Raw genomic sequence first — 12,235 nt, 5'->3', positions numbered from 1 at the left:
CTCAGGCGGCTGCCGGTTTGGTTCGCGGGGCGCTCGCAAAGGTCAGCGATGCACCACCAACGACCACGACCGCCATGGCGCCGAGAGTGGCGATGTCGTGCGCGGTCGGCTTCAGCACCATGTCGGCGACGACGGCGATCATGATGACGAAATCGAACTTGACGATCCGTATCATGCGGCGCCCAAACGCTATGGCAGCCGGGGTCATGCCGTCCGCGGCAAGCATTGTGGCAAGCTTTTCGAACGAAGGCTTCAGCACGAGGATACCGGTCAGAAACGCGGCGGCGTAGCCGCAAAGGCCGATGACGACCCAAAGGTCGGAGAAGCCGGTCCATAGCGAAGTCAGCACCAGACCAGAAGCCAGGGTCGCGATAGACGCCGGCACGAACAGACGCAAGCCGAGTTTGTCCGTCGTTCTCAGCATGACCATCAGCGTCTCGTCGTCGCCGGCGCGATCGGCGAGTATCGAAACCAGCAGCATGGCGAAACCGCCGCCGAGCCAGAGGATCGCTGCCATGACATGCAGGAATTTGAAGAGAGAATACCAGTCCATTGCCGCTCCTTGTGCATCGTTCCGGGGTAAACGCTGCTTTCGCGCGTCTGCTTCCGAAGGAGGGCGGATTATCTCCGTACATGTATCCAGAAGATGCCGCGTGGGTGCCGGCTTGTTGCGGTGGCGCCGTCGCCGGATTTTACCGCCAGCCCGCACAATACCCGGCATTTGCCGGATAGACGCCGTGTCGGCATTGGCTGGTTTCGCGGCATGATCCTGAAACCTGCGGGGACTAAGCCGCTCGCGACCGACGCTCCATTTTGGCCGCGCGCGGTCGGACCAAGTCTGCAACAACCAACGAGGGTATCCCATGTAAGGCGTAGCACGAATTTCTTCACCCTGGCCGTCATCTATTCCCTCTGCGGCATGGCGCTCGGCCTGGATATGGCGATCTCCAATGACCATGGGCAGATGCCGACCCACGCGCACACCATGGTGGCGGGCTGGCTGATGTCGGCGGTGTTTGCTTTCTTCTACCACCTGTTTCCAGCGGTCGGGCAAAAGACGATTGCGGTCGTGCATTTCTGGCTGACGGCAATCTGCGGCATCGCACTGATGATCGGGCTTTACTTTGAACTTGCCGGCCATCCGGAGATCGAGCCGGTGCTGGGTTCCTCCTCGATGGGCTTTTATGCGGCAATGCTGCTGTTCGCCTTCATTTCCTTGCCGGCTGTATGGAAGAAGGCATGAACAAGCTGACGATCAGGCTTCGGGGGTCGTTGTGCTGATACGGCACAGAAGGGCAGCGGTCGATCAAGAAATATCCGCGCCGTTAAGGGTTCATTAAGCTTTACAGGTGTTTACTATGTCCATCCAGTGATCTGGATTCTTACCGAGTGGTTGGAGCCACTTCGTTTGACGCCTCCCTGTTAAACTCCTGAGAGCCGCCTTATCCGCGGCTCTTTTTTTGTCTGCTTTTGGTCCGCTTGGCGCCCCTGCGCAGGCGTTAACCGTTTGTTAAACATGTGCTTGCCTTCGCCGGCGGCGAAGCGCATTTTCAAGCTTCAGTCATCTAGGGTGCCGGCGTGACGGCGAGAAGCCGAATCAGCCGACGGGGCAGTGCAGGGGCGTATCGATGAACGAGCCTTCGAAGGGCATCGCGAAAACCATCAAGCTGGCGGAACGCCGGGTTTTCTCCCAATCCTTCAAACCGCTCTACCAGGAAGGCATGGGCCTGGTCGAACAGGCAGCCGAGTATCTTGACGGCAAGGGCCGGGCCGAGGCCAAGAAGCTGTCCAGGCTGGCGGCGACGCTCTATGCGGCCGAATCGATGCGGCTGACCACAAGGTTGATGCAAGTCGCCTCCTGGCTGCTTTTGCAGCGGGCGGCAAATTCCGGCGAGATGACCCGCGACCAGGTCGCTTCGGAAAAATCCAAGGTGCGTCTCGACACCGCCTCGGCGCATGACGAAGCGGTCGGCTGGGGCGAACTGCCGAAGGATTTCCTCGACCTCGTCACCCGCTCGCTGCGCCTGCAGGCGCTGGTGCGCCGCATGGACGAAGAGATCTATGGCGGCGCGTTTGCCGAGACGCCTGCCGCCGCCCGCCGCGCCAATCCGGTTTCCGACCAGATCACGCTGCTGAACACGGCTTTCGCTCGAGGTTAAACGCTTCCCGTTTCCGGTTTGTTCACATTTCGCTGACATCGCTGTGCGCCGGAGGTAGACTTCGCGCATGAGGGAAGCGATTCGCATTATCGGTATCGATCCGGGGCTGAGGCGCACCGGCTGGGGCATCGTCGAGAGCCTCGGCAACTCGCTGCGCTTTATCAGCTCCGGCACTGTACGCTCCGACGACAAGGCGGCGCTGGCGACACGGCTCTGCCAATTGCATGACGGGCTGGCCGAGATCCTGCATGCGGCCATGCCCCAGGAAGCGGCCGTCGAGCAAACCTTCGTCAACAAGGATGCGGTGGCGACACTGAAGCTCGGCCAGGCGCGCGGCATAGCCATGCTGGTGCCGGCGCGCGCCGGCCTTGTTGTGGCCGAATATGCCCCCAATGCCGTCAAGAAGGCGGTGATCGGCGTTGGCCATGGCGACAAGAAGCAGATCCACATGATGGTAAAGGTGCTGTTGCCGAAAGCCGTTTTCGACACCGAACATGCCGCAGACGCGTTGGCTATCGCCATCTGCCACGCGCATCACCGGCAAAGCGTCGCCTACAGGATGGCGCTGGCATGAGGGATCACGCATGATCGGCAAATTGAAAGGCACGCTGGACGAGATCGAGGAGGATTTCTGCCTCGTCGATGTGCACGGCGTCGGCTATGTCGCCTATTGCTCGGCGCGCACGCTGGCCGCGCTGCCTTCGCCCGGCGAGGCGGTGGTGCTGTTCATCGAGACCTATGTGCGCGAGGACATGATCCGGCTCTACGGTTTCCAGTCGGTGCTTGAGCGCGAATGGTTCCGGCTGTTGATGAGCAATGTGCAAGGCGTCGGCGCCAAGGTGGCGCTGGCCATCCTGTCGACGCTGGCGCCGGCAGACCTCGCCAATGCGATCGCGCTGCGCGACATCGCCATGGTCAGCCGCGCGCCCGGCGTCGGCAAGAAGGTGGCCGAGCGCATCGTCACCGAGTTGAAGAACAAGGCGCCGGCCTATGCCGGAACCGCCTCCGGCACCATCGGCCTTAAGCAGGAGCTCGGCGAAGGCGTGGCGCCGGCGCCCATTACCGACGCCGTCTCGGCGCTGGTCAATCTCGGCTATTCGCGCGACACAGCAGCCAATGCTGTCGCGGCGGCGCTGAAGACGGCCGGCGAGGACGCCGATGCCTCGAAGCTCATTCGTTTCGGGCTGAAGGAACTGGCGCGGTGAGTGATTGCTTGTCCGGTCCTTTGCCCTGTGCGAGGAAGGCCGCATGAGCCTTTCACCCCGCCTCATTGCCCCGGAAAAGCGCGGCGAGGATGCTGAGCAGACCTTGCGGCCGCAGACGCTCGCCGATTTCGTCGGCCAAGCCGCGGTGCGGGCCAACCTCAAAGTCTTCATCGAGGCCGCCAAGGGCCGCAGCGAGGCGCTTGACCATGTGCTGTTCGTCGGGCCGCCGGGGCTTGGCAAGACAACGCTGGCGCAGATCATGGCGCGCGAGCTCGGCGTCAATTTCCGCTCGACCTCCGGTCCGGTGATCGCCAAGGCCGGCGATCTCGCCGCACTTCTCACCAATCTGGAAGACCGCGATGTACTGTTCATCGACGAGATCCACCGGCTCAATCCGGCAGTCGAGGAAATCCTCTATCCGGCGATGGAGGATTTCCAGCTCGACCTGATCATCGGCGAAGGTCCGGCGGCACGCTCGGTCAAGATCGATCTTGCCCGCTTCACGCTCGTCGCCGCCACCACCAGGCTCGGCCTTTTGACCAACCCGCTGCGCGACCGTTTCGGCATTCCGGTGCGGCTCAATTTCTATTCTGTCGAGGAACTGGAGCAGATCGTGCGGCGCGGCGCCCGCATCCTGCAAATGCCGCTTGGCGACGATGGCGCGCTGGAGATCGCACGTCGCGCCCGCGGCACGCCGCGCATCGCCGGCCGGCTGCTGCGCCGGGTGCGCGACTTCGCCTCCGTTGCCGGCGACGGTCACGTCGACAAGCAGGTTGCCGACGAAGCCCTGACGCGGCTGGAGGTCGACGCGCTCGGCCTCGACGCGCTCGACCGCCGCTATCTCTCGATGATCGCGCGCAATTTCGGTGGTGGGCCGGTCGGCATCGAAACCATCGCCGCCGGCCTGTCCGAGCCGCGCGACGCCATCGAGGACATTATCGAGCCCTATCTGATCCAGCAGGGTTTCATCCAACGCACGCCACGCGGCCGCGTGCTGACCGCCAATGCCTGGCGCCATCTCGGCCTCGACGCACCGAAGGATCTGGCGCAGCAGCAGATCAACCTGTTCCAGGAAGAGTAACGGAGATTTGTCCTCCGGAACGGGCTGTCTGCGCAGAATTTCCTCAAGCCTGCCAGCGTGAAGGCGCATTCCTGGATGCTATCGGGCGTCGTAGTGTCGGCGCGAACTGCTCCGATCAAGCGTCGGAGCCAGAAAAGTGATCACCAGACGCGGGTTCCTGAAATTCGTCGGGGGTTCGTTCCTCTCGCTGGCGTCGCTCAGTGCCTATGCGGTCGGCATCGAGCCGATGCTGTTGACCCATGTCAAGCGCTACCGGCTGACGCCGCCGCATTGGCCGGCGGGCTTGAAGCTGCGCGTTGTAGCACTTGCCGATATTCACGCCTGCCGCCCCTGGATGACGCCTGAGCGGATCGCTTCACTCGTCGAGGGTGCGAACGTGCTGCAGCCCGATCTGATCGTACTGCTCGGCGACTATATCTCAGGCATGTCCCTGGTGACGAACCGGGTGGAGGCCCATGAACGGGCGCCGGCCTTGTCAGGACTGAAGGCGCCGCTTGGTGTCGTGTCGATCCTCGGCAATCACGACTGGTGGCACGATCCTTTCGCGCAGCAGGCCGGAGCGGGGCCGACTGTGGCGCGCAAGGCATTGGAGGAAGCCGGCATCTCGGTTCTGGAGAACGACGCTGTGCGTCTGGAAAAGAATGGATACGGCTTCTGGATCGCCGGACTCGCCGACCAGCTGGCCCTGTTACCGAACAAGGCCGCAGGCCGCGACAAATTTGAAGGCCTCGACGATCTCGACGGCACGCTGGCCAAGATCACCGACCAGGCACCGATCATCCTGCTTGCGCATGAGCCTGACATTTTCCCGAAAGTGCCGTGGCGGGTTTCGCTGACGCTGTCGGGCCACACACATGGCGGGCAGGTCAGGCTGTTCGGCTATTCACCGGTGGTTCCGTCCCGCTTCGGCAACCGCTTTGCCTATGGCCATGTCGTCGAGAATGACCGCAATTTGATCGTGTCAGGCGGGCTCGGCTTCAGCATCGCGCCGGTGCGCTTTGGCATGCGGCCGGAGATCCTACAGATCGACCTCGGTTAGAGCATGCCGGTATTCAGGTGATGCCGGCCTGCAAATGAGGTGTCCCTGCGCTTCCGGTAGTCACGGACCAAAGTCCGCTCCGTTCCGGTTCTCGGACCCCTCATTTCCGACTCGGCCTGATCTGGATCTCGACATGCCCTAGGGCTAATGGAGCGAGCGGATTGCATCCATCACGGCGGGTTCGGCCTTTTCGCCGTTGAAGGCATTGACGATGCCGAAGGCGCCGCCAAAACTCCACACCGACCATGAGAAGCCATGCGCCTCGGCGCGCGCGATCATGTCCTTGACATAGGCGGCGCGGTATTTGGGCGGCATCACATAGGGGTTGCCATACTCCTGGCGGATCATGCCGAACTCGCCCAGCGTGATGTTTTCCGGCTTGATGGCGTTGGCCTTCGCCCAGGCCTCGACCTTTTCGAACGGCGCATCGATGACGCCGAGCAGCTTTTCGTCCGTGTCCATGCTGGCGGCTTGTTCATCGAGATAGGCGAGCAGGCCGTTCCGTCTGGTCCATGGCGCCTCGGCTTTTATCTTGGCGCGGATCGCATCCAGCGTCGCATCGAGCTCGGCGCGCGGCACCGCGGTCAGCGGATAGGGCAGCCCGGTAACATAAAGAATGAAATCGCCGGCCCAGGTCGCGCCCTGATGCGTCAGCAGGAACGGGTCGTAGGAGTGGAAGGTCCAGATCAGGTTGTCGTCGGGGATCGACTTTGGGTCGATCTTGACCAGCGAAGCCGCATTGGAATAACAGGCGCCGGTCAGGATCAGCGTCAGCCTGGTGGCCGAGGCGCGCGCGGCCGCGAACAGCTTTTGCTGACGCTCCGGCCACAGGCTGGTGCCATCGCTGTCGCAGTCGACGATAGGCTCGTTCATCGGCTCGAAAGCGACCTGCGCCGGGTCCTCAGTGGCAAGCGTGCGCGCCATTTTGCGGACGACCTCGACATAGGCGTCGAAGGTTGCGGGATCGTCCATCACCTGGCCCATGCCGATCTCGCGGCCGCCGCCGGCGGGGATCAGGTGCATGTCGACGATCACTTTCAGACCGGCCCGGTTGATCATGCGCGCCGAGTCCCGCACGCTGGCATAAAGGTCTTCACGCAGCGCCAGTGTCTGATCCGACATAAACGGCGAGGGATCGACCGGCATGCGCAGAAAGTCGAAGCCGGCGGCCTTCAGTGCCTTGAGGTCATCCTCGTCGAGGAACTTGCGCCATTCCGGATAGGGTAGGATGGCTTGTCGGTCGTTCCATTTGTCTTCCCCGACCCAGGTCGTCCACTGGTCGAGGTTGAGGCCGCGCTTCATCGAAAAGCTCGCGGCCTGACCGGGAAGCGCAGACGCCGCCAGCACCAGCAGCGCTGCCATCTCGGTCTTGATCATCGCCGTCAACAGTGCCATCCGGTTTGCTGCGCTGGTGATTTTGGCAAGACAGGTGCCCCGCCGGGGGCAAAAAGGAAAGCGCGATGGACGATCATGGTGAATCGGCGGCGCTTGCCGGCGGGCTTTCCGGAGCCTTGACGGAATTCGGCCATCGGCTGATGGCGCGAGTCTACTATGCCGACACCGATTTTTCCGGCGTCGTCTACCATGCGCGCTATCTCGAATTCTTCGAGCGCGGCCGCTCGGACTATCTCAGGCTGGCGGGCGTCCACCACACAGAACTTCACGAAGGCAAGCACGGCGAACGGATCGTCTGGGTGGTGCGGCGGATGGAGATAGATTTCCGCTCGCCTGCCCGCATGGACGACATCCTGACCATCGACACATCAACGCAGGATATTTCCGGCGCCCGCATCGTCATGGCGCAGCAATTGAAACGCGGGACAGAGGTTCTGGTCGAAGCAAAGGTCGAGGCGGCGATCATCGGCGAGAACGGCCGGCCGAAGCGCTTTCCGAAAGAATGGATCGCGGCCTTTCTACCAGGAGCAAGCTGATATCCAGGCCTGCCGGCCGGCAACGAGCGGCCAATCGGCAGCGCATTCGATTGTGGATGGATGGCCCGCGTCGTGCCTTGGCGCGGCAATGCGCCGCGCCATATTTCCTAACCCATCCTTAACCATAACGGTTCATGAAGAGATCGGTGAAGATTGGAAGAATCCGCGCGCCTTCCTTTCACCAATATTTGCCCTGAAAAGGCCGCCAACGGTGCATTTTGGGGTTAATCCGGAAGCCAAGCGCGAACGGACCACAAGGGATGCCCATGGGCCAGCCGCCAGCGATGCCCTGAAAATCTTAAGGACTGAAGCATGGAAACTACCGCACTCGCCGATCCGGCAGCGCAATTGTCGATTTGGGCGCTGTTCACACAGGCCAGCTGGGTGGTCAAGCTGGTCATGATCGGTCTGCTCTGCGCCTCGGTCTGGACCTGGGCGATCATCGTCGACAAGCTGGTCAGCTATGCCCGCATGCGTCTGTCGCTCAATCGCTTCGAACAGGTGTTCTGGTCGGGGCAGTCGCTGGAAGAGCTCTATCGCACGCTTGCCGACCGCAAGACCACGGGCATGGGTGCGATCTTCGTCGCCGCCATGCGCGAATGGAAGAAGAGCTTCGAGAAGGGGGCCAAATCGCCGCTCGGCCTGCAGACCCGCATCGACAAGGCGATGGACCTGGCGTTGACGCGCGAGATGGAGAAGCTGGAGGGCCGTCTCGGCTTTCTCGCCACCACTGGTTCGGCCGCACCCTTCATCGGCCTGTTCGGCACCGTCATCGGCATCATGACCTCGTTCCAGGCGATTGCCGGTTCGAAGAATACCAGTCTCGCGGTGGTTGCACCCGGCATTGCCGAAGCGCTGCTGGCGACGGCCATCGGTCTGCTCGCCGCCATTCCGGCGGTTATCGCCTACAACAAGCTGTCATCCGACGCGAACAAGATCGCGGTGCGGATGGAAGGGTTCTCGGACGAGTTCTCCGCCATACTCTCGCGCCAAATCGATGAAAAAGTAGCGCCTAAGGGCTGAGGTAAGAAGATGGGTATGTCGGTTGGCATGGCAGGACGCGGCGGACGCGGACACAGGCGGCGCGGCCGTCACCATGCATTGATGTCGGAAATCAACGTCACGCCCATGGTCGACGTGATGCTGGTGCTTCTGATCATCTTCATGGTCGCCGCACCGATGTTGACGGTCGGCGTGCCGGTCGACCTGCCGGAGACGAAGGCCAAGGCGATGAACGCCGACACCCAGCCGATCACCGTTTCGATCGACGCGGCCGGCAAGATTTTCCTGCAGGAGACCGAAATCCCAAGGGAAGAGCTGGTCGCCAAACTGCAGGCGATTTCCAAGACCGGCTACGAAGAGCGCATCTTCATCCGCGGCGACAAGGCGACCAACTATGGCGCCGCGATGGAGGTCATGGCCCTCATCCAGGCCGCCGGCTACAAGAATATCGGCCTGATTTCACTGCAGCAACAGGATCAGTAGACGCACGATGAAGACCGGCCTCACCACATCGGTGATACTGCATACGGTGGCACTGGCTTTCGGCCTGTTCACCCTGTCGGCGCCGGCCGCGCTGCCGTCCGCGGATGTGGAGTCGATAGCGGTCGACATCGTTCCCATGGAAGCCATTGCGCAGACGCTGCAGGGCGACAAGAAGGCGGTGATGCACGAAAAGCCGGCGCCGATGCCGACCAAGCGTCCCGACATCGTGCCAGATGCACAGAAAATCGGCGAGAACAGCGTTGATACCGACAAGCCGGTGACGGACGAGCCCAAGCCGAAGCCGGTGGAGAAAACAGCGACGGCTGCTCCGGCGCCGACGCCGACCGAAAAGCCGAAGACCGAGGACACGCCGAAGCCAAAGGAAGCGCCGAAGCCGACACCTGCGACGGAGGTGGCGCCGGAGCCGCAGCCGAAGGAAGAGGTCAAGCCCGAGCCGGTGAAGCAGGTTGAACCGAAGCCGACCCCGGTGAAGGAGCCTGCACCAACACCGCAGCCGGACACGACCGCCGCCATAGAGCCGAAGCCACGCGTGAAGCCCGATGCGGTCGCCGAAGCCATATCGGATCAGCAGCCTCTGGAAGAAGCGCAGCTTCCGACTTCCGCTCCTGCTCCCGAAGCACGGCCGAAGCCGCAGCCGGCGCAGGCCGAAAGCGCGAAGGCTCCGGACCGCAAGGACACCGACAAGCCGGTCAAGGAAGCCTCGTCGAAGCCGAAGTCGGATGACAAGCAGTTCAATGAGGCTGACATCAAGGCTTTGCTCGACAAGCAGAAGCCATCCGGCGGCGGCGCCAAGCGCTCGACCCAGCAGGCATCGCTAGGCGGCGACAAGGATCAAGGCCAGAAGCTGTCGAAGTCCGAGCAAGGGGCATTGGAAGAACAGCTCGGTGGCTGCTGGACCCTCCCGGTTGGGCTTGAGGGTTCTGAGGATTTCACCGTGGTGATCCGTTTCAGCCTGGATGCCTCCGGCAAGCTGGAGGGCCGTCCGACCGTCGAGAAGTCCAGCGGCAACCCCCAATTCGACAGCAGCGCGGTTCGCGCTGTGCAGAAATGCGATGTCGCCGGCCTGCAGGTGCCCGCCGGAAAGCATGACATTTGGTCCGACGTTCGCGTCAACTTCGATCCCAGAGCGATGCTTGGCCTGTAGCCTGAGCACCCAGAAATCAGCAAGAGAAGCGAGAAGACATGAAATCCATCCTCAAGCCGCTCCTGATGGTCGCCGCGATGGCGATGGGCATGAACGCCGTCGTCACCTTGCCTGCTCGAGCAACCCTCGAGCTCAACGTCAACAAAGGCAATGTCGAACCGATGCCGATCGCCATCCCAGATTTCCAGGGAGGGCTCGGCGCGCAGATTTCCGAGATCGTCACCGCCGACCTGAAGCGCTCCGGTCTCTTCGCACCGATAGACAAGAACGCCTTCATCGAGAAGATCGCCAATCCGGATGCGCAGCCCCGTTTCGACGACTGGAAGGTGATCAATGCGCAGGCGCTGGTCACCGGCAGCGTGAGCAAGGAGGCGGACGGCCGAATCCGCGCCCAGTACCGACTATGGGATATTTTTGGCAACCAGCAGATAGCCGGGGAGCAGTTTTTCGCCAACGACGCAAATCAACGCCGTGTCGCCCACATCATCGCCGATGCGATCTATGAGAAGCTCACCGGCGAGAAGGGCTATTTCGACACACGCGTCGTCTTCATCGACGAATCCGGCGCCAAGAATGCGCGTAAGAAGCGGCTCGCCATCATGGACCAGGACGGCGCCAATGTGCGCTATCTCTCCGATGGCCGCTCGATCGTGCTGACGCCGCGTTTCTCGCCGAATCGGCAGGAAATCACTTACATGTCGTATGAAAGCGGCCAGCCGCGGGTCTATCTGCTGCAGATCGAGACCGGACAGCGCGAACTGGTCGGCAACTTTCCCGGCATGACCTTTGCGCCGCGCTTCTCGCCCGACGGCCAGAAGGTGATCATGAGCCTGCTGCGCGATGACGGCAATTCCAACATCTTCGCCATGGACCTGCGAAGCCGCTCGACCACCCGGCTGACCAACTCGACCGCCATCGACACCTCGCCCTCTTATTCGCCCGACGGCAGCAAGGTGGTATTCACTTCCGATCGTGGCGGCCGTGCGCAGATTTATGTGATGGGCGCCGACGGCTCGGGCCAGACCCGCATTTCGTTCGGCGACGGCGTCTATTCGACGCCGGTGTGGTCGCCGCGCGGCGACCTCGTCGCCTTCACCAAGCAGACCGGCGGCGAATTCCAGATCGGCGTCATGAAGACCGACGGTTCGGGCGAGCGCATCCTCTCCTCGGGCTTCCAGCAGGAGGGACCGACCTGGGCGCCCAACGGCCGCGTGCTGATGTTCTTCCGCGACTCCGCCGGCGGCCCAAAACTGGTTTCCGTCGATCTCACCGGCCGCAACGAACAGTCGATCCCGACCGCGAATTTCGCGTCGGATCCCGCCTGGTCGCCGCTGCTGGAGTAGGTTCGGCCGAATTGCCACACCTGCTAAAAAGGGGCCCGTTTGGCCCCTTTTCCATTCATTAGTCGCGTTTCGGCCGCATTTCCGCCTAGGGTCCGCGCCAACTGTGACCGTGGATTTGAAGGTCGTGGACGGACGATCGAAACCAAACATTAACCGTATTTCTTGAATGCCGGTTAACCCAAACGTGGTTACTGGGTGATCAACGAAATCACTCGAAATACGATCACTCGAATACGAAGGAGAGGCGGCATGGGCCGTATCGCAGCACTTACCAGAAACCCGGCGATGATCGCCCTGATCGCAATGCTCGCCATCACCGGTTGCGCCTCGAAGAAAACCCCGAACAGCGCTGAAGAGCTCGGCCTCAACGGCGCGGGTGCGGCAACGCCCGGCTCGGCGAAGGACTTCACAGTCAACATTGGCGACCGCATCTTCTTCGACACGGACTCGACCGCGATCCGCGCCGATGCGCAGACGACGCTGTCGCGGCAGGCACAGTGGCTCAACCAGTACAAGCAGTACGCCATCGTCGTCGAAGGCCATGCTGACGAACGCGGCACACGTGAATACAATCTGGCTCTCGGCGCCCGCCGCGCCGCCGCCACTCGCGACTTCCTGGTCGCCAGGGGCGTCTCGGCGAGCCGATTGAAGACGATTTCCTACGGCAAGGAACGTCCGGTCGCGGTCTGCGACGACATCTCCTGCTGGTCGCAGAATCGCCGCGCGGTCACCACGCTCTCCGGCGCCGGCTCCTGATAGGCAAGACGGCGGCGCCTTAGTCGCATAATTGCAACACTTCCATGCGAAAGGCGGCCTTGTGGCCGCCT

At 62.2% G+C, this 12,235-nt stretch carries 14 protein-coding genes; 12 read left to right on the top strand and 2 right to left on the bottom strand.

Annotation, left to right across the window (positions count from 1 at the left end):
• Window position 1: 1 nt before the first annotated feature.
• Window positions 2-553, bottom strand: a complete 552-nt coding sequence (locus X750_RS153625; protein WP_023747289.1) for a DUF2269 family protein — start codon at window positions 551-553, stop codon at window positions 2-4.
• A gap of 366 nt (window positions 554-919) precedes the next feature.
• Between X750_RS153625 and X750_RS0132550 the strand changes: the two genes are divergently transcribed.
• The 6 genes from X750_RS0132550 to X750_RS153650 all read left to right on the top strand — a co-directional run bounded on the left by X750_RS0132550 (window position 920) and on the right by X750_RS153650 (window position 5,484).
• On the top strand, window positions 920-1,243 hold the full coding sequence (locus X750_RS0132550) for a hypothetical protein (protein ID WP_023716072.1): 324 nt from the start codon (window positions 920-922) through the stop codon (window positions 1,241-1,243).
• Between the two features lie 385 nt (window positions 1,244-1,628).
• The gene (locus X750_RS153630) at window positions 1,629-2,159 is read left to right on the top strand and encodes a DUF1465 family protein (protein WP_023668768.1); all 531 of its coding nucleotides are present in this window, start codon (window positions 1,629-1,631) and stop codon (window positions 2,157-2,159) included.
• Window positions 2,160-2,226: 67 nt separating this feature from the next.
• Complete coding sequence (gene ruvC, locus X750_RS153635; RefSeq protein WP_023668769.1) at window positions 2,227-2,733, top strand: crossover junction endodeoxyribonuclease RuvC; 507 nt, start codon at window positions 2,227-2,229, stop codon at window positions 2,731-2,733.
• Window positions 2,734-2,743: 10 nt separating this feature from the next.
• Window positions 2,744-3,364: a Holliday junction branch migration protein RuvA gene (gene ruvA, locus X750_RS153640; RefSeq protein ID WP_023668770.1), complete on the top strand. Its 621-nt coding sequence runs from the start codon at window positions 2,744-2,746 to the stop codon at window positions 3,362-3,364.
• Window positions 3,365-3,407: 43 nt separating this feature from the next.
• Complete coding sequence (gene ruvB / locus X750_RS153645) at window positions 3,408-4,445, top strand: Holliday junction branch migration DNA helicase RuvB (protein ID WP_023688958.1); 1,038 nt, start codon at window positions 3,408-3,410, stop codon at window positions 4,443-4,445.
• Window positions 4,446-4,581: 136 nt separating this feature from the next.
• Window positions 4,582-5,484: a metallophosphoesterase gene (locus X750_RS153650; RefSeq protein ID WP_023747287.1), complete on the top strand. Its 903-nt coding sequence runs from the start codon at window positions 4,582-4,584 to the stop codon at window positions 5,482-5,484.
• Between the two features lie 144 nt (window positions 5,485-5,628).
• Here X750_RS153650 and X750_RS153655 read toward each other — a convergent pair whose 3' ends face one another.
• Window positions 5,629-6,879 carry a cellulase family glycosylhydrolase gene (locus tag X750_RS153655; protein ID WP_023747286.1) on the bottom strand — a complete coding sequence of 417 codons (1,251 nt, stop codon included), beginning with the start codon at window positions 6,877-6,879 and terminating at the stop codon, window positions 5,629-5,631.
• Between the two features lie 65 nt (window positions 6,880-6,944).
• Here X750_RS153655 and ybgC point away from each other — a divergent pair, with 65 nt between their 5' ends.
• From ybgC to pal, 6 genes are all read left to right on the top strand, one after another.
• The gene (gene ybgC / locus X750_RS153660) at window positions 6,945-7,415 is read left to right on the top strand and encodes a tol-pal system-associated acyl-CoA thioesterase (RefSeq protein WP_023673845.1); all 471 of its coding nucleotides are present in this window, start codon (window positions 6,945-6,947) and stop codon (window positions 7,413-7,415) included.
• A 312-nt stretch (window positions 7,416-7,727) separates the two neighbouring features.
• Complete coding sequence (tolQ, locus tag X750_RS153665; protein ID WP_023673844.1) at window positions 7,728-8,438, top strand: protein TolQ; 711 nt, start codon at window positions 7,728-7,730, stop codon at window positions 8,436-8,438.
• Between the two features lie 9 nt (window positions 8,439-8,447).
• Complete coding sequence (tolR, locus tag X750_RS153670) at window positions 8,448-8,900, top strand: protein TolR (RefSeq protein WP_023673843.1); 453 nt, start codon at window positions 8,448-8,450, stop codon at window positions 8,898-8,900.
• A gap of 7 nt (window positions 8,901-8,907) precedes the next feature.
• Window positions 8,908-10,065, top strand: a complete 1,158-nt coding sequence (locus X750_RS153675) for an energy transducer TonB (RefSeq protein ID WP_023747285.1) — start codon at window positions 8,908-8,910, stop codon at window positions 10,063-10,065.
• Between the two features lie 38 nt (window positions 10,066-10,103).
• Window positions 10,104-11,408, top strand: a complete 1,305-nt coding sequence (gene tolB, locus X750_RS153680) for a Tol-Pal system beta propeller repeat protein TolB (RefSeq protein ID WP_023673841.1) — start codon at window positions 10,104-10,106, stop codon at window positions 11,406-11,408.
• Between the two features lie 249 nt (window positions 11,409-11,657).
• The gene (pal, locus tag X750_RS153685) at window positions 11,658-12,164 is read left to right on the top strand and encodes a peptidoglycan-associated lipoprotein Pal (RefSeq protein ID WP_027050585.1); all 507 of its coding nucleotides are present in this window, start codon (window positions 11,658-11,660) and stop codon (window positions 12,162-12,164) included.
• The last annotated feature ends 71 nt before the right edge of the window (window positions 12,165-12,235 follow it).

Origin of the sequence: Mesorhizobium sp. LNJC391B00 (assembly GCF_000502535.1) — a bacterium.
Taxonomy (GTDB): Bacteria; Pseudomonadota; Alphaproteobacteria; order Rhizobiales; family Rhizobiaceae; genus Mesorhizobium.
Note: the sequence above shows the minus strand (reverse complement) of the source record. Positions and strands in the feature narration are given on the sequence as shown.

What these genes read in the sequence shown, in the direction of transcription:
- X750_RS153625 (WP_023747289.1), bottom strand. Translation starts at nt 553, where the DNA reads ATGGACTGGTATTCTCTCTTCAAATTCCTGCATGTCATGGCAGCGATC.
- X750_RS0132550 (WP_023716072.1), top strand. Translation starts at nt 920, where the DNA reads ATGGCGCTCGGCCTGGATATGGCGATCTCCAATGACCATGGGCAGATG.
- X750_RS153630 (WP_023668768.1), top strand. Translation starts at nt 1,629, where the DNA reads ATGAACGAGCCTTCGAAGGGCATCGCGAAAACCATCAAGCTGGCGGAA.
- ruvC (WP_023668769.1), top strand. Translation starts at nt 2,227, where the DNA reads ATGAGGGAAGCGATTCGCATTATCGGTATCGATCCGGGGCTGAGGCGC.
- ruvA (WP_023668770.1), top strand. Translation starts at nt 2,744, where the DNA reads ATGATCGGCAAATTGAAAGGCACGCTGGACGAGATCGAGGAGGATTTC.
- ruvB (WP_023688958.1), top strand. Translation starts at nt 3,408, where the DNA reads ATGAGCCTTTCACCCCGCCTCATTGCCCCGGAAAAGCGCGGCGAGGAT.
- X750_RS153655 (WP_023747286.1), bottom strand. Translation starts at nt 6,879, where the DNA reads ATGGCACTGTTGACGGCGATGATCAAGACCGAGATGGCAGCGCTGCTG.
- ybgC (WP_023673845.1), top strand. Translation starts at nt 6,945, where the DNA reads ATGGACGATCATGGTGAATCGGCGGCGCTTGCCGGCGGGCTTTCCGGA.
- tolQ (WP_023673844.1), top strand. Translation starts at nt 7,728, where the DNA reads ATGGAAACTACCGCACTCGCCGATCCGGCAGCGCAATTGTCGATTTGG.
- tolR (WP_023673843.1), top strand. Translation starts at nt 8,448, where the DNA reads ATGGGTATGTCGGTTGGCATGGCAGGACGCGGCGGACGCGGACACAGG.
- X750_RS153675 (WP_023747285.1), top strand. Translation starts at nt 8,908, where the DNA reads ATGAAGACCGGCCTCACCACATCGGTGATACTGCATACGGTGGCACTG.
- tolB (WP_023673841.1), top strand. Translation starts at nt 10,104, where the DNA reads ATGAAATCCATCCTCAAGCCGCTCCTGATGGTCGCCGCGATGGCGATG.
- pal (WP_027050585.1), top strand. Translation starts at nt 11,658, where the DNA reads ATGGGCCGTATCGCAGCACTTACCAGAAACCCGGCGATGATCGCCCTG.